Below are 16,183 nucleotides of genomic sequence, written 5' to 3'. Positions count from 1 at the left end.
GATTCGGCCTGCGGACGAGCTGGCAGGGCGGTCGCGGGCCGGGGTGACCCGGCCCGAGGAAAGTCCGGACTCCACGGGGCAGGGTGGTTGCTAACGGCAACCCGGGGCGACCCGCGGGAAAGTGCCACAGAAAACAGACCGCCCCCGCTTTCGGGCGGGGGTAAGGGTGAAACGGTGGTGTAAGAGACCACCAGCGTCCCGGGTGACCGGGACGGCTAGGTAAACCCCACCCGGAGCAAGGCCAAGAGGGAGCTCTCGAGCTCCTGCGCAGGCGTTCGAGGACGGCCCGTCCGAGTCTGCGGGTAGGCCGCTGGAGCCTGCCGGCGACGGCAGGCCGAGATGGATGGCCGCCGCCCCGGAAGCCGCAAGGCGACCGGGGAACAGGATCCGGCTTACATGCCGGCTCGTCCGCCCCACTGCCCGTCGTGAGTGTCCAGGGCGGTTCTGACCGCCCTGGACACTCACGACCGAGGGGTGCCGGCAGCGGTTACCCGGTAGTAGGGTGCCGCTATGGCGGGTGACGAGAAGCGGTTCAAGTCGGCGTTCGATTCCCTGCACGCCCTGGCGTACTTCGCTCCCGAGGTGGACGAAGCGCTCACCGGCGCCGGGCTCCGGCCCGGGCGGATGCCGTACTTCGCCGGGCGGTCCGCCGCCATGGGCGCGGTCGGGCCCGAGGTCGTCGCGGCCACCTTCTACAACTTCAACCCCGAGGTCGTCGCGCGCGTGATCCCGCGCGCCTGGACCCTCGCGACGCCGGAGCAGGTCCTCGAAGCCCGCGTCGACGGGGTCGACAAAGCACTGACCCGGCTGCTCGGCGACCACGTCAAGAGCGACGAAGTCGCCGAAGCCGCGGAGCTCGCGCGTGAAGCCGCCGCCGGGTGCACCGCCGAAGGCCGGCCGCTCTACGCCGCGCACGCGGGGCTCGGCTGGCCGGGGGAGTCGCACCTCGTCCTCTGGCACGCCGTCACCCTGATCCGCGAGTACCGCGGCGACGGCCACATCGCCGCGCTCGTCCTCAACGGCCTCAGCGGCGTTGAAGCGCTCGTCACGCACGTGGCCACCGGCCGCGGCTTCCTCACCGCCACCGCCAAGCTGACCCGCGGCTGGAGCGACGAGCAGTGGGCCGCCGCCGAAGCCCGGCTCGTCGAGCGCGGGCTCCTGGACGCCGAGAGCCTGCTGACCGACGAGGGGGCCGCCGTCCGCGACCGCGTCGAGGTCGCCACCGAGGCCGCCGCGCGGGGGCCGTGGGAGCACCTCGGGGCCGAGCGGACCGCCCGGCTCGAAGAGCTGTGCCGCGGGCTCAGCCGGCTCGTCGTGGAGGCCGGTGCCTTCCCGGACGGGGTCTTCGCCAAGCGTCGCCCTTAGCACATCAAGATCACGCTATGTAGTGAAAAACTTGTGAAGTTCTGAGCGGCCTGTGACGGACAGCGCGGGGGTTCAAGATCGATATGGCCGCCGACCGGCCGAGGGGCCGTCACGGAACGGACTCGTGCGACACGGCCGTTCGGGTCATGTCACACTGTTCCAGGCCTCACGAAGGCCACGGCGCCAGTACCCACAGTGAGCAAATCCCGGGCATAGGGGTGAGTTCGTCAGCACACTGAGAAGTATGGGTGGCCGGGGTTCAACCCGAGGGCCCTTGCCGCGATGATGGTGGGCGTGGAGTTTTCGTGTGCCCCGCGCACCGCGCCGGTTGAAGAGGCAGCCGGCATTCACGCAGCGCGCTTTGACCACTACCCCTCGTAGCCCCCATGATGTTGTTCGAAGCACCGCCTGAGCCAGAACCGCGCGGCCCCCACCGCGCACCGGGAGTATCGCGATGACGACCTTGACCACCCTGGCCGCCGGCGAGCTGGGCACGGGAAACGTGCGCACCTGGCTGATCGACAACATCATTCCCCTGGTGCTGCTGGCCGTAGCGCTCCTCCTGCTCTGGCTCGGTGGCGGCAAGGGCGACAACGCCGGTGTCATGCGCCGCCTCGCCGGTGTGGTCATCGCGCTCGCCATCATCGGACTCGCGGTCAGCGGCGCCGGCGTCAACGTCGGTCAGTGGATCGCCGGCCTGTTCACCGGCTGAGGCGGGGCCCGCGTGCGCATCAGGACGGATGACGAGGTCTACCGGGTCGACGCCGTGTGGCTCGGCCCCCCGAAGGCGACTTTTCCCTGGAGAGCCCGGTACGTCGCCTGGCTCATCGGCATCCCGACGTTCTTCGTCGTGCTCGGCGTCGAACGCTGGGCGGGCTGGAGCTTCGGGTTCTTTTCGACGGCGTGGGCGTTCGTCGCCACCATCGTCGTCACCCGGCTGCTGACCGCCAAGATCAGCCACGAGCGCCCGCTGGGCACCGTGGTCGCGATGGCGGGCCGCGAGCTCAACACCCCGAGAGAACTGACCACGGGCACGGGCGGTGCGGTGAGCGCCAGCCGGGTCCGGGTGCGGGCCGAACGCCCGTTGCCGAAGCACCGCCGGAGGCGGCAGTACCAGCACCACGGCGGCCAGCCGGGTGCCGCGCCGCCCACGCCACCCTCGACGGGGGCGCGCCGCGCCGCCGCGCCGGTTCACCAGGGAGCACCACGAGCGCGCCGGGGCCGCGGCAACGCGGCCCGGGCCGGGAGGTAGTCGTTGTTCGGTCGCGGCGATAGCCGAGGAAAACGGGGTCGGGACGCACACTCGGGCGCGTGGCAACCGCCCGAGCAGGTCCGCGCGTCGCGGAACGGCTCGGGTGGCAAGGCCCGGCGCCTCACCGGGGAGCAGGCGATCCCCGCGTATACCCCGTCGATCGCGGTGCGAAGCATCGACGGGCACCTGGTCCGCACCGGGTTCGAGGTCTACGCCTGGTACCGGCTCGCGCCGCAGCGCTGGTCGTTCCGCTCGGACTCGCAGCGGCGCGACCTGATCGCGGCCATCGCCGGCCAGTACGCCGAGCTGCAGGGCCGCTGGCTGCACCTGCGCGTGACGAACCGGCCGTACCCGATCCGGATGTGGGCCGAGGCGCACGTCTACAACGCGCACGGCCGCCCCTCCGACGTCCCGGGCGCGATGTCGTTCGACGACTACCTGATCGGCGAGCAGCAGCAGCTCATGGGCCGCTCGATGGCCGAAAAAGAGGTCTACATCGGGGTCCAGGTGCAGACCCGGCGGATGGTCGACCGCGCGGTCGAGCGCGCCGCGCCGGTGTTGCGCAAGATCCTGCCCGAGGCCGTCGACGCCGAGCTGACCGCGCTGGACTCCGAGGTCGAGCACCTCGACCAGGTCATCGGCAGCGCCGGGCTGGAAGGCCGCCCGGTGCACGCCGAGGAGATGTCCTGGCTGATGCACCGCTCGTGCTCCCTGGGCCTGCCCGCGCCGCGGAACATGCCCGCCGTGCCGGGCGCGGCCTGGGAGCCCGAAGACCTGGCCAGCTTCACCGACGCCGCCGACTTCTACGCCGAGCCGTACGCGCCGACGGTGACCGTCCGCGGCCGCACCGGTTCCAACGCCGGCGTCTCGCGGCACCTGGCGGTCCTCACCGTCGGGCAGATGCACGGCCTGCAGATCCCCGAGGTCGACGACCCGTGGATCCAGCACGCCGACCGCCTGCCCGCCGCCGTCGAGGTGTCCGCGCGGATCTACGTCCGGCGCCCCGAAGAGGTGGCCGGCGAGCTGCAGCGCCAGATGAACAAGGTGCGCTCGCAGGTCAAGCACTACACCGACGAGCACGAGCTCGAGCCGCCGCAGTCGCTGTCCCGGCAGGCCGGGCGCGTGCTGGAGATCGACGACGAGATGACGTCGGGCTTCACCGCGCTCGCCACCCGCGTGCGCTCCTGGTGGCGGCTGGCGGTGTCCGGCCCGACCGAGCGCGACGCGCTGCGCCTGGCCCAGCAGCTGCTCGACCTGTACAAGCCGAAGATCGCCATCGAACACCCCGAAGCCCAGTACGCGCTGGCCAGGGAGTTCATCCCGGGCGAGCCGCTGGCCTCGGCGGCGTACATGCGCCGCGGCTCGGTCGTCTGGAGCGCTTCGGCGGTCCCGACGGCGACGGCGGAGGTCGGCGACCGCCGCGGCATCCTGCTCGGCGAGACGTGCACGGCGACGCGCCGCCCGGTGGCCTGGGACCCGTGGATGGCTCAGGAGATCCGCGACGGTTCCGGCCTGACGGCGATGGTCGCGGGCCTGGGTGGCGGCAAGTCGTTCCTCGGCGGCGGCATCGTCTACAAGACGCTGCGGGCCGGCGCGAGCTGGACGATCCTCGACCCGTCCGGCCCGCTGTCGCGGCTGTGCGACCTACCGGAACTGCGGCCGTACGCGCGCCCGATCAACCTGCTCAACGCCCAGCCGGGGATCCTGAACCCGTACCGGGTGGTCGCCGAGCCGCTGATCGAGCACTTCATGGACGAGGACGACCCCGAGCGCTCCTGGCGCCGCGAGAAAGCCCTCGCGGGCGCGACGCGGCGCCGTCTGGTGCTGGACGTCCTGTCCGGTGTGCTGCCGTACGAGGTGTCGCGGATGGCGCAGACGCGGATCGTGCTGCTGCGCGCGGTCCGCACGGTCGGCGGCCGCTTCGACGCGGATCCCGGCCAGGTGATCGACGCGCTCAGGCGGGATTCGAGCGAGCACCACGAGCACGCGGGCGTCGTCGCGGACTTCCTGGACGAGATGCGCGAGCGGATGGCGCTGCTCATCCCGGAGACCGACGCGGACCCGTACTCGGAAACCCGTGACGACCGCCTGACGGTCCTGACGATGGCGGGCCTGACCCTGCCGAAGGACGGCGTCCCCCGCGAATACTGGACGGACGCGGAGTCCCTCGGCGTCGAGATGCTGAACCTGGCGGCGTGGCTGACCCAGCGGTCGGTGTACGAGAAGCCCAAGGAGATGCGCAAGGGCGTCTGGATCGACGAGGCGTTCTTCCTGTCCGAGGTCCCGACCGGGCGGGTGCTGATGAACCGCTTCGCGCGTGACTCGCGCAAGTGGAATGTCCGCGTGCTGCTGTCGTCCCAGATCCCGGCGGACTTCCTGAAGATCCAGGGTTTCGTGACCCTGCTGGACTCGGTGTTCGTCGGGCGGCTGGACGACGACGACGCCCAGGCCGACGCCCTGCGGCTGCTGAAGGTGCCGGTCGGAGTGGGCTACGAGCAGGTCGTCGCGGCCCTGGGCCGTCGTCCCGGCGCGCAGCAGCGCGGCCTGGAGCGGGACGTGGAGCCCCGCCAGTTCATCTTCGGCGACGGCGCAGGCGGAGTGGAGCGCATCCGCGTCGACTTCTCCGGCCCGCACCTAGACCACCTGCGGGCGGTCATGGACACGACCCCGGGTTCGAAGGACGCGGCGCCCTCGCGGCGACCGGGCAACGAGCTGGCGCTGCCGGCGGACGAGAAGAAGCCGTACGTGGCGGTCCCGCCGGAGGACGACATCGAGCTGGAGCAGGACTTCGAGCTGGCGGCGGAACTGGAGGTCGGCCTGGCCGACGAGAACCTCCTGGGCGCGCCCGATCCACTGGCCGCGGAGACCGGCGAGGTGGAGGGCGGGGTCCAGCCGCCCAACGGGCAGCAGCAACACGCCCGCACGGGCGGAAAGGGCGGCACCGGCCGGGACGCCGCATGAACGCGGCCCGGGAACGAGGCGTGCACCCGGATCGGGGCGTGGGCCCCGGCCGGCGGCCGGCGGGCGCGGCCACGCGGGCGACCGCGGAGCGTGCGGCATGAACACGCTGCTGACGTTGGCGGTGCTGCTGACGCTGGCCGCCGGATGGCGGGCGCTGAAGCGCCGGATCAAGGACGGCCCGCCGGCCCGGCGCGTGCCGAGCCGCAAGGCCACCATGTTCGCCGTCATGCTGGTCCTGGGCCTGCAAGCCATCGCCACGGCCCCGGCCGCCAGCGCCGCGGCCTGCGGCGAGGCACCGAACCCGGAACGCCCCGGCGCGGGCATGGTCGGCGCGCTCGACCCGCCGGAGGGCCACGGCGAACCGAACAGCGCCTACATCGACTACGGCTACGCCGGCATGGTCTGGAACACCTTCGAGACCAACTGCTCGGCGCTGAACCTCACCCCGGCCGGGTCCACTTTGGACACCTGGGGTGGCAACCAGCTGTTCAACCTGGGCAAGAACATCGTGGGCGCCACCAACTCGCTGCACTACACGGTGCTCGAAGGCGGCTTGCTGAACCCGATCTACAACGCCGTGAAGTCGGGCGCCGAGAAGGTCTACAACAACATCTACGCCCAGCTGTTCGGCCTGGTCGCGCTGATCCTGTCGATCATGATGTTCCGCAACATCTGGCGGGGTGACCTGGCCGCGGTCAGCAAACGGGCGCTCTACGCGCTCGCCGGGGTGTGGCTGGCGGCGTCGTCACTGGCGATGCTGCGCTACTTCGACCCGATCGACAAAGCGATCGTCCAGACCACCACGAACATCCAGGCGGGGTTCGTCGACGAGAGCGGCGACCGGATCGTCCGGGACATCCTGCCGACCCAGCTCCACACACAGATCGTCTACAACAACTGGCTCCGCGGGGAGTTCGGGACGCCGTCGGCACCCCAGGCCGAGCAGTACGGCAAGCCGCTGCTCGACGCCCAGGCGTTCACCCGCAACCAGCTGGTGAACGGTGACGACGGCAACCAGGCCGTCATCGACGGCAAGAAGAACGCCTACAAGGACATCTCCACCAAGCTCGGCCCCGCCACCGGCTACTTCACCGGCGAAGCCGGTGGCCGCACCGGTGCCGGCTTCCTCTCCCTCGGCCAAGCCCTCGTCTACTCCCTCTTCCAGCTCCTCGCCAAGGCGAGCGTCCTGCTCGCCCAGGTCCTGATCCGCCTCTTCGCGCTCACCGCGCCGCTGATCGGGCTCGTCGCCCTGCTGCACCCGGAGATCCTGCGCCGCGTGCTCAAGGTCGCCGGCGGGGTCGCGTTCAACCTCGTCGTGCTCTCCGTCCTCGCCGGCGTGCACGCGCTTCTGCTGCAGGCCATCTTCGACGCCGGCAACTCGCTGAACATGCTCACGCAGATGGTCCTCGCCGGGCTCATCACCGTGCTGCTGTTCATGGTCGGGCGGCCCGTGCGCCGCCTTTGGCAGATGGTCGAGATGTCGGTCAGCATGGTCGGCGCCGCCGTGCCGTCGCCCGGGGGCGGGATCTTCTCCCGCTTCAAGCGCCGCCAGACCGGACCGACGCCGCAGGACGAGTTCTGGCAGAACGTGCGGGACACCGACGACGTCGTCGACGGTGAGCAGCGCGGGCCGCTCGGGGCGACCGCCGGGGGTGGGCGGTTCCGGCCGGAGGCCACGATCTTCGCCAACGCCCAGCGGCTCGACAACACTTCGGGCGCCGCCCGCCCGGCCGCGGCCTGGTCCGGGGCCTGGCCGGGAGCCGTCGGCGGCGGCGGATCCGCGGGCGCGCTGCCCTCGGGCGGCCGGCCCGGCTCGCCGGTGTTCGGCCAGTACAACCCGGCCAACGGCGACCCGGGCGACTACGTCGTCGTCGGGTCCAACGGCCGGCCGACCACGCGGGAGGAGAGCCGGCGCGTCGACACCTCGCCGGTGGCCGACCGGCGGTGGAACGACGAGCCCGAGCCCGTCGTCGTGCCGTCCGACCTGCGCGCGCCGGAATCCGGCTTCAGCGACTACCCGGCGCAGGACGCGCCCCGGGCGCCGGGTGTGCGCGCCCAGCCGCGTCGCGTCGACCCGGAAGTCGTCGCCGGCAAGCCCGTGTTCGTGCTGTACCGGCCTTCGCGGGGCATCGAGGTCCGCGAGGAACCACGGGACACCGACCACGTCATGGGGCGGTGACCGATGCCGATCCGCACCAACCGCGGCCGCGCCGCGGTCTACCGGCGCCTGTGGGGCTGGCCGCTGCGCTCGCCGCGCCACCTCATCGGCGCGCTCGTGTTCCTCGCGATCCTGATCACCGCGCTCGGCATCGTGCTGCCCAAGGTCGTCGGCAAGCCGCAGGCCAAGGCCTCGCCCGCCACCGGGACGACGACGTCGGTCACCAAGACCGCGCCGGGCGTCGCCGCGCCGGTGCCGACGTCGAACCTGCCGACGCGGCTGTCCACGCCGCTGGCCACGCCGACCCCGGCCCCGCCGAACGCCGACGCCATCCGCGTCGCCAAGGAGTGGGCCGCGGCCTGGGTGAACCACCCGGCGGGCATGACGTCCGAGCAGTGGCTCGCGCAGCTGAAGCCGTTCACCACCGAGGAGTACCTGCCGGTGATGGGCACGGTGGAGCCGGCGAACATCCCGGCGACGAAGGTCACCGGTGAGCCGGTCGTCGGCACGTCCTACCCGAACTCGGTGCAGCTGACCATCCCGACCGACGGGCCGAAGCTCGCCATGACGGTCATCAGCACCAACGCCGGCTGGCGCGTCGCCGACTACGACCAGGCGAGCTGAGCGTGCGGCGCCTGGGGTTGTGGCTGGGGCTGATCGTGTTCGTCGCGATCGGCGCACTGGTCGTGACCGCGGTCGCCGCGAAGGTCGTCATCGACAACCAGCAGGCCCAGGCGGGGGGCATGTCGCTGATGAGCTGCGACGCCTCGGTCGGGCCGACCCAGCCCGGCCAGGGCGAGCGCGGCACGGTCGACGCGTCCAAGCTCGACGACGAGCAGCGCGGCATCGTCGCGGTGATCATCTCGGTCGGAAAGCAGCGCTCGCTGGCGCCGCGCGCGTGGCAGGTCGCGATCCAGGCCGGGATGACCGAATCCGGGCTGCACAACCTCACCTACGGCGACCGGGACTCCCTCGGCATTTTCCAGATGCGCCCGTCGATGGGCTGGGGGACGGTCGCGCAGGTCACCGACCCGACGTACGAGGTCAACAAGTTCTACGACGTCCTGCTCGCGGTCCCGGACTGGGAGAACAAGCGCCCCGGCGACGCGGCGCAGGCCGTCGAGCGCTCGGGCTTCCCGGACCGCTACCACAAGTGGGAGCCGATGGCGGCGACGCTGGTGGAGAACGTCGGCCAGGTCGTCGACGTCGTCGCCTGCGGGACGGGCCTCGGCCAGCTGCTGCCGCCGAGTCAGGCCGCGGCGAAGGCGATCAGTTTCGCGCTGGGCGAGCAGGGGAAGCCGTACGTGTGGGGCGCGACGGGCCCGAACTCGTACGACTGTTCGGGCTTGATGCTCCGCGCGTACGAGTCGGCGGGGATCATCCTGCCGCGCGTGTCCCGCGACCAGTACCACGCCGGCGCGTTGCTGCCGGTCCGCGAGGCGCAGCCGGGCGACCTGATCTTCCTGGCCACCGACCCGTCGGACCCGAACAGCATCCACCACGTGATGATGTACCTGGGCGACGGCAAGGTCGTCGAGGCCCAGCAGACCGGCGTGCCCGTGCACACGAGGCCGTTCGAGTTCGACGAGGCGGAAGTGGTTCCGCAGGCGGTCCGCCCCGGCGTTTAGCATGGATCGCAGAGGGCCTTGACACGAACCGGCCGATTCACCCGACGTCGCGGCGCTTCCACGAGCAGGTGGCCGCGAGCTGGCAGAGGATGAGCACGTGGGACGGAAATTCGGCAAGCGAGGCAAGTCCGGCGGCGGCGAGCCCCAGGACCCGGCGTCGCTGTTCGGCGCGCCCCAGCCCCCTCGCCAATCGGCGCGGCCGGCGTCGAGCACGCCGCTGGCCGACCAGCTGAGCCAGGGCTACCCGGGCGTGGATGCGGGGTACGTCGTCCTGCCCAGGTCATTGGCGGAGGGGATGTCCCTCCCGTGGCAGCACCAGATGGCGGCGTTGCTGGCCCAGTTCCACGCCGAGCACGCGCGGCTGGCGTGGCCGATCTACCGCGTGGTGCCTTCGCGGTACGAGAAGCTGGCGGACCTCGACGAGGAGCAGCTCGCGGAGGCGGGCTACCTGGTGGAGATGGACGCCGACGGGGAGATGGTCTACCGGGAGCGGAGTGGCCGGAAGGTCGACGACCCGCTGAACACCACGGTGCTGGTGTCGTCGTTGGACCCGATTCCGAAGCCCGTTGCGCGTCCGGCTCCGCCGCCTCCCGGGGCGCGTCCGGCGCCAGGGGCACCGGCTCCGATGAACATCGGGCCGGCGCCGGTTTGGCGGACGGTGGCGCAGCCGCCGGGGACGCCTGAGCAGCAGGTGCCTTGGGGGCGTCCGGAGGAGGAGGGGCCGCAGTCTTCGTCTTCGCCTCGGCATGCGGCTCCGCCTTCGCCTGGTGTCGCGCCTTCGGCGGCGGGGGAGATGCCGGTCCACCCGGTTCCGCCCGATTTCCAGGCCGGGCCGCCCACGATGCGGGCTGGCGTGGCTCAGGGGCAGCCGCAGGTTCCTGCCGCACCGCGGCAGTCGGCGCCTGCTGGGCCGCAACCACCCGCTGTGCCGCAACCGCCGGCTGAGGTGGAGCAGCCTGCGGTGCCGGAGCCGCCGGCCGCACCGCGACCGTCGGTTGAGGCGGAGCAGCCCGCTGCGCCACGGCCGCCGCTTGCCGAGCCGCAGTCGCCAGTTGTGCTGCAACCGTCCGCTGAAGCAGAGCAGCCCGCGGCGCCGCAGCCGCCAGCCGCACCGCAACCGTCGGCTGAGGCGGAGCAGCGCATGGTGCCGGAGCCTCCGTCTCCCGCGGCAAAACCGTTCGCTGAGGTTGAGCAGCCTGCGGTGACGGAGCCTCAGTCTCCCGTGGCGCAACCGTCCGCCGAGGCGGAGCGGTCTGCGCCGCATCCGTCGCTCGCTGTGCCGCAGCCACCGGCCGCACCGCCACCGTCGGTTGAGGTGGAGCAGCCCGTTGTGCCTCAGCCGTTCACTGAGCCTGAGCCGGTTGCGGGCTCGTCGCAGGCACTACCGGAGCGGCCCGCGACCGCCCAGCAACAGCAGGCCGCCGAGGTGGAGCAGTCGACTTCGCCCGAGCCGCCCGTCGCGGCTGAGGCGTCTGGAGTCTCGCAGCCGCCTTCTGCCGACGTGCAGCAGGAAACGTCCGGTGCGCCGTCTACGGCCTCGTTGGTTGATGACCAGGTCGCCACGCCGGGTGCCGGTGTGGACTCGTCCGAGGATTCGGCTCCGGAGCAGGCCGACGAACTGCCCTCGGATGGTGAGCGGCCGGTTGCCGGTGCGGAGTCACAAGCCGGCGAGCCTGCTGCTCCGCCGACGGTGATCGGCTCGCACCTGCCCAGGCCGCCGTGGGGGAGCGCCGACCCGCCGTTTTCCGGCAACCCGGCGCCTGGCCCTGCGACCCCGGCGCACCCCCAGGGATCGGTTGCCGGTTCTGCACAGGCACAGGGACCGACTTCCGGTCAGCCGCAGGAGCCTGCGGCCAGCCCGGTGCAGGCGCATGGATCGATTTCGGACCACCCCCCGGCGCCGCCGCAGGGACTCGGCGCCGCGCACGCACAAGGATTGGCCGACCCCACCCCGGTTTCCTCGGAGCCGCCGCCCGAGAGCAATCCGGCCTCGACGCAGGCGACTCCGCTCCCGGGGAGCACTTCGGCCGACCCACAAGCGCCGACCTCGGCACAAGCACCGGCCACGCCCCCAGGGCCGCCCCCCGCGCAGGCGCCGGCCCCCGCGCCGGCCTCCACGCAAGGGCCGCCGCCTGTGCAACCACCGGTCTCCGCTCCGACGCCGGCTGCCCCACAAGGCCCGCCTGCAGCGCAGACATCAGCGCCGGTCGTGCCGCAAAGGCCGCCGAGTGCGCAGGTACCGACTCCAGCTCAAGCGGCGGGCGCCGCGGAAGGGCCGCTGCCTTCATCGGCATCGACTTCCGGGCAAGCGCCAGCCGCTCCGGAAGGACCGCCGCCCTCGTCGGCATCGGCTCCCGGGCAAGCGCCGGCCGTGCCGCAAGGGGCGCCGTCAGCGCAAGCTCCGACCTCTGCGCCGGCTGGCTCACCGGGCCTGCCGCCCGCACAGGGACCGCCGTCCGGGCAGGCACCGGCTCCGGCTCAAGCCCAGGGTGCCCAGCAGGGACCGCTGTCCGGGCAAGCACCGACTCCGGCTCGAGCACCTGTCACGCCGGAAGGGCGGTCGCCCGCGCCTGCCGCGCCGCAAGGGCTATCGCCCGCGCAGCCACCCGTGCCTGTCACGTCGCAGGGCCCCCCGCCTGCGCCTGCCACGCCGCAGGGGCCCCCGCCCATGCAGGCACCGCCTCCGGTTCAAGCCCCGGCTGCCCAGCAAGGGCCGCAGCCCGGGCAAGCGCCGCCCCCTGCCCAAACGCCGCCAACCCCCCAGGGCCCGCCACCCGCGCAAGCACCGGCCACCAACCCGCCCCAGCCCTCCCGCTCCAAGCCCGTCTTCCCGGGCCCGGAGTCCACCCCCCAGCCGTTCCCCGCCCGCCACGCCGCGCCCGCCCGCCCCGTCTTCCCGGGCCCCGGGACCATGCCCCCGGCCCCACCGGCCGCCGCGCGGCCCGTCTTCCCCGGCAAGGACGCCCCGCTCCCGCAACCCACCACCCGCTCCGAGTCGGAAACCCCACCACGGGGGACTCCGCGCGGGTGGTTCGACGAGCTGCCCGGACAGCAGGAAAACCAGCAGGAAGAACCCCAGGACTTCGGCCCCACCGGGCAACCCACCGAGATTCCCTACAAGTACAAGCGCTGACAGCCGACCGAGCACCTGCCAGGCTGGGGACATGTCCAAAGACCCGAACCCCGACCAGGGGTGGTACTACAACACCCGCACCAACCAGGTCGAGCACCTCGAGCGCAGCCGCGGCGTCGACCTGCTCGGGCCCTACCCCGACGAGGCCACCGCCCGGCGGGCGCTCGACATCGCCAAGGAACGGACCCGGCAGGCCGACGCCGCCGACGACGACGACTAGACCGGCAGCCGCGGTCCCAGGACGAACTCCGGGTCCACCTGCGCGGCCAGGTCGGCGCCTGCCCAGGCACGGGCGTTGCGCAGGTGGAACTCGACCGCTTGACGCTGGTAGCGGGCCCAGTCGCGGTGCTCCGCGTCCACCGTCGCCTGCATCGAACGCAGCGTCGAGAGGTTCCGGGGCTCCAGCTCCGTGATCGGGCGGGTCGCGCCGCGCTCCGCCGCGCGGACGTGGCCGGACGCCGACAGCCAGCCCAGCAGGGCGTCGCCGACCTGGTCCTGCAGGAACTCGACGTCCTCCGCGTCCGTGACCTTGTTGCCCACCACCACGAGCCGGACGCCGAAGTCGCGCGCGTAGTCCGCGTACTGGCGGTACACGCCCACGCTGCGGATCGTCGGCTCGCACACCAGGAACGTCACGTCGAACCGCGTGAACAACCCTGATGCGAACGCGTCCGCGCCCGCCGTCATGTCCATCACGACGTACTCGCCGTCGACGTCGACGAGGTGGTTCAGCAGCAGCTCCGCGGCTCCCACCTTCGAGTGGTAGCACTTGACGCCCAGGTCGTCCTCGTCGAACTGGCCCGTGACGCCCAGCCGGACGCCGCCCAGCTGCCGGAAGCACGTCGCGAACACCGGGTTGTCCTCGAACGGCCGGACCAGGCGGGAGCCGCGGCCCGGCGGGGTCGTCTTGATCATCGACGCCGCGTCGGGGATGCGCGGGTTGTCGCCGCGCAGGTAGTCCTTGATCAGGGCCATGTTGTCCCCGAGCGTCGGCCAGGCCAGTGCTTCTTCCTCGGTCGCGCCGAGCGCGACCGCCAGGTGCTGGTTGATGTCGGCGTCGATCGCCAGCACCGGCAGGCCGGCGTCGGCGAGGTACGCGACGAACAGTGACGAGAGCGTGGTCTTGCCGCTGCCGCCCTTGCCGACGAACGCGATCTTCACTTGTCGGGCACCCTTCTGATAACGATGACGGTTTTCATTATTGCCGGACAACGTACACCCGACCGGCCCGCGCCCGATCGGGCGATCATCGGCCCCTTCCGGGGTTAGGGTTGGGGGGTGCCTCCCCTGGTGATCAGGACACACTCGGCGGGCGGGGACTTCGGGCCCCTGCGCGCCGAGTTTTCGCTGCCGGAGTCGTTCGGGCCCGACGTGCTGGCCGAAGCGGAGGCGGCGGTCCTCGACCCGCTGGCCGAGCCTCGCGAAGACGCGACCGACCTGCCGTTCGTCACCATCGATCCGCCCGGTTCCAAGGACCTGGACCAGGCGATGGTCGTCGAAAAGACCACGCGCGGCTTCCGCGTGCACTACGCGATCGCCGACCTCGCCGCGTTCGTCCCGCCCGGCGGCGCGCTCGACCGCGAAGCGCGCCTGCGCGGGCAGACGCTCTACCTGCCCGACGGCAACGTCCCGCTGCACCCGCCGGTGCTGTCCGAAGGCGCCGCGAGCCTGTTGCCCGGCGAGGTCCGGCCCGCGGTGCTCTGGACCATCGAGACCGACGACGCCGGCGAGCTGACGTCCACCCGGGTGCGCCGCGCGCTGGTCCGGTCCACCGAGCAGTTCGACTACGAGACGGTGCAGGCCGCGCTCGACGCCGGTCACCCGCACCCGTCCGTGGCGGCGCTGCCCGAGCTCGGCCGGCGGCGGCGCGAGCTGGCCGTGCGCCGCGGCGCGGTCGAGCTGCAGCTGCCGGAGCAGGAGATCAGCGGCAACCCGGACGGCGGCTGGGTGCTCGCGCGCCGGCCGCGGACGGTCGTCGACGCCTGGAACGCCGAGATCTCGCTGCTCACCGGGATGGCCGCGGCGCGGATCATGATCGACGCGCGGGTCGGCGTCCTGCGCACGCTGCCCGACCCGGAACCCGAGGCCGTCGACTGGCTGCGCCGCTCGGCCGACGCGCTGGGCATCGCCTGGGCGCCGGAAGCGACCGTCTCGGAGTTCCTGTCCCGATTGGATCCCGGGCAGCCGGCCTCGATGGCGCTCTACGCCGACACGACGCGGCTGCTGCGCGGCGCCGGCTACACGGCGTTCGACGGCGAACTGCCGGCGCTGACGACGCACGCGGGCATCGGCGGCGCGTACGCGCACGTGACGGCCCCGATCCGGCGGCTGGTGGACCGCTTCGCGACGGAGATCTGCCTCGCCGTTTCGGCGGGGCGCGAGGTCCCGGCGTGGGTGCGCGCGGCGCTGGCGGACGTGCCGGAGCGGATGAGCGCGTCGGACACGCTCGCCGCGAAGGTCGAGCGGGCGTGCATCGACCAGGTCGAGGCGTGGGTGCTGGCCGAGCACGTCGGCGGCGAGTTCAGCGCGGTGGTGCTGCGCGCGGACGAGAACAAGGCGGAGATCCTCGTCGAAGACCCGACGGTGATGGCGAAGTGCGCGGGCGAGAAGCTGACCGCGGGGGAGCGGATCGGCGTCCGGCTGACCGCGGTGGACGTCGAGCAGCGGAAGGTGTCGTTCGAACGCGCATGACCCACCTCGTCGACGACCTCGGGGAGCCGGTCCCGCTGTCCGGTCCGGCCGCACGCGTGGTTTCGCTCGTGCCGTCGCTGACCGAAGCGCTCGAAGTGAGCGCGCCCGGACGCCTGGCGGGCGCCACCGACTACTGCACGCACCCGTCCACTTTGGACGTGCCGAGGGTGGGCGGGTCGAAGTACCCGAAGCTCGACCGGGTCCTGGACCTGGCGCCCGACCTCGTGCTGGCGAACTCGGAGGAGAACCGCCCGGAGGACGTGGAACGCCTGCGCGCCAACGGGATCCCGGTCTGGGTGATGGCCGCGGCGGCGTCCGTGCCCGCCGCGCTGGGCTCGCTGCGCCGGATCCTCACCCAGGCGTGCGAGCTGGACGAACCGGAGTGGCTGGTCGCGGCGGAGGAGGTCTGGCGCGAGACCGCGCCGGTGCGGTTCCACGCGGTGGTCCCGGTCTGGCGCAAACCGTGGATCGTCCTGGGCCGCGACACCTTCGGCGGCGACGTCCTGCGCCGGGTGGGGGTGGCGAACGTGTATGCGGGTTCCGGCGAGCGCTACCCGCGGCCGGACGTGGAGGAGCTGCGGGCGCACTTGAGGGCGGACGCCGATCTGCTGGTGCTGCCGGACGAGCCGTACTTGTTCACGGAGGAGGACGGTCCGGACCACTTCCCGGACGCGCGGTACGTGCTGGTCTCGGGGCGGCACTTGACTTGGTACGGACCTTCGCTGGTGGAGGCGCACGCCGCGTTGACGGCTGCGCTGGGTCAAGGCTAAGCCCGCAGCCAGGCTTCGAGACACGCGAGAAACGCCCGGGCGGCGGGGAACAGGTCGAAGTCGTCGTCGAACCAGGCCGGCGATCGGCTCCCCGCGGACTCGGGCCCGAACTTCCAGGTCGGCTGCGGCCCGGCGAACTCGAGCGCCCGATCGCCTGGCCGTCCACCCGGGTCAGCTCCGCGTTCGCGGCACCCGCTGGCGCCGGCAGCGCGGGGCCGTGCCGGG

11 protein-coding genes and 1 other RNA gene are annotated in these 16,183 nt (G+C 72.4%); 11 read left to right on the top strand and 1 reads right to left on the bottom strand.

What is annotated here, in order from left to right:
* The first annotated feature begins 15 nt into the window (after positions 1-15).
* The 9 genes from rnpB to MUY14_RS30830 all read left to right on the top strand — a co-directional run bounded on the left by rnpB (position 16) and on the right by MUY14_RS30830 (position 12,717).
* Positions 16-411, top strand: an RNA gene (gene rnpB / locus MUY14_RS30870) — RNase P RNA component class A.
* Between the two features lie 99 nt (positions 412-510).
* Positions 511-1,365 carry an SCO6745 family protein gene (locus MUY14_RS30865; protein ID WP_247014427.1) on the top strand — a complete coding sequence of 285 codons (855 nt, stop codon included), beginning with the start codon at positions 511-513 and terminating at the stop codon, positions 1,363-1,365.
* 454 nt (positions 1,366-1,819) lie between these two features.
* Positions 1,820-2,077 carry a hypothetical protein gene (locus tag MUY14_RS30860; RefSeq protein ID WP_247014426.1) on the top strand — a complete coding sequence of 86 codons (258 nt, stop codon included), beginning with the start codon at positions 1,820-1,822 and terminating at the stop codon, positions 2,075-2,077.
* 12 nt (positions 2,078-2,089) lie between these two features.
* Positions 2,090-2,617: a hypothetical protein gene (locus MUY14_RS30855; protein ID WP_247014425.1), complete on the top strand. Its 528-nt coding sequence runs from the start codon at positions 2,090-2,092 to the stop codon at positions 2,615-2,617.
* Positions 2,618-2,620: 3 nt separating this feature from the next.
* Positions 2,621-5,578: an ATP-binding protein gene (locus tag MUY14_RS30850; protein ID WP_247014424.1), complete on the top strand. Its 2,958-nt coding sequence runs from the start codon at positions 2,621-2,623 to the stop codon at positions 5,576-5,578.
* 97 nt (positions 5,579-5,675) lie between these two features.
* Positions 5,676-7,757 (top strand): magnesium transporter, encoded by a 2,082-nt coding sequence (locus MUY14_RS30845; protein WP_247014423.1) that lies wholly within the window; start codon positions 5,676-5,678, stop codon positions 7,755-7,757.
* Between the two features lie 3 nt (positions 7,758-7,760).
* Entirely contained in the window at positions 7,761-8,360 is a 600-nt protein-coding gene (locus tag MUY14_RS30840) for a hypothetical protein (RefSeq protein ID WP_247014422.1), read from the top strand.
* A gap of 2 nt (positions 8,361-8,362) precedes the next feature.
* Positions 8,363-9,364, top strand: a complete 1,002-nt coding sequence (locus MUY14_RS30835) for a C40 family peptidase (protein ID WP_247014421.1) — start codon at positions 8,363-8,365, stop codon at positions 9,362-9,364.
* A 3,164-nt stretch (positions 9,365-12,528) separates the two neighbouring features.
* Positions 12,529-12,717, top strand: a complete 189-nt coding sequence (locus MUY14_RS30830; protein WP_247014420.1) for a hypothetical protein — start codon at positions 12,529-12,531, stop codon at positions 12,715-12,717.
* Here MUY14_RS30830 and MUY14_RS30825 read toward each other — a convergent pair.
* A complete protein-coding gene (locus MUY14_RS30825; RefSeq protein WP_247014419.1) occupies positions 12,714-13,658 on the bottom strand; it encodes an AAA family ATPase in 945 nt (314 codons plus the stop codon). The two genes, MUY14_RS30830 and MUY14_RS30825, sit on opposite strands and share 4 nt — an antisense overlap.
* A gap of 129 nt (positions 13,659-13,787) precedes the next feature.
* On the opposite strand from MUY14_RS30825, the gene MUY14_RS30820 reads away from it, so the two are divergent.
* A complete protein-coding gene (locus MUY14_RS30820) occupies positions 13,788-15,188 on the top strand; it encodes an RNB domain-containing ribonuclease (protein WP_247014418.1) in 1,401 nt (466 codons plus the stop codon).
* Positions 15,185-15,958 (top strand): helical backbone metal receptor, encoded by a 774-nt coding sequence (locus MUY14_RS30815; protein ID WP_247014417.1) that lies wholly within the window; start codon positions 15,185-15,187, stop codon positions 15,956-15,958. The genes MUY14_RS30820 and MUY14_RS30815 overlap by 4 nt, the downstream gene beginning before the upstream one ends.
* Positions 15,959-16,183: the final 225 nt, after the last annotated feature.

It is taken from the genome of Amycolatopsis sp. FBCC-B4732 (assembly GCF_023008405.1).
Taxonomy (GTDB): domain Bacteria; phylum Actinomycetota; class Actinomycetes; order Mycobacteriales; family Pseudonocardiaceae; genus Amycolatopsis; species Amycolatopsis pretoriensis_A.
Note: the sequence above shows the minus strand (reverse complement) of the source record. Positions and strands in the feature narration are given on the sequence as shown.

Excerpts from the sequence above, each read along its gene's own strand:
- MUY14_RS30830 (WP_247014420.1), top strand. The coding sequence starts at position 12,529 with ATGTCCAAAGACCCGAACCCCGACCAGGGGTGGTACTACAACACCCGC.
- MUY14_RS30865 (WP_247014427.1), top strand. The coding sequence starts at position 511 with ATGGCGGGTGACGAGAAGCGGTTCAAGTCGGCGTTCGATTCCCTGCAC.
- MUY14_RS30840 (WP_247014422.1), top strand. The coding sequence starts at position 7,761 with ATGCCGATCCGCACCAACCGCGGCCGCGCCGCGGTCTACCGGCGCCTG.
- MUY14_RS30815 (WP_247014417.1), top strand. The coding sequence starts at position 15,185 with ATGACCCACCTCGTCGACGACCTCGGGGAGCCGGTCCCGCTGTCCGGT.
- MUY14_RS30845 (WP_247014423.1), top strand. The coding sequence starts at position 5,676 with ATGAACACGCTGCTGACGTTGGCGGTGCTGCTGACGCTGGCCGCCGGA.
- MUY14_RS30860 (WP_247014426.1), top strand. The coding sequence starts at position 1,820 with ATGACGACCTTGACCACCCTGGCCGCCGGCGAGCTGGGCACGGGAAAC.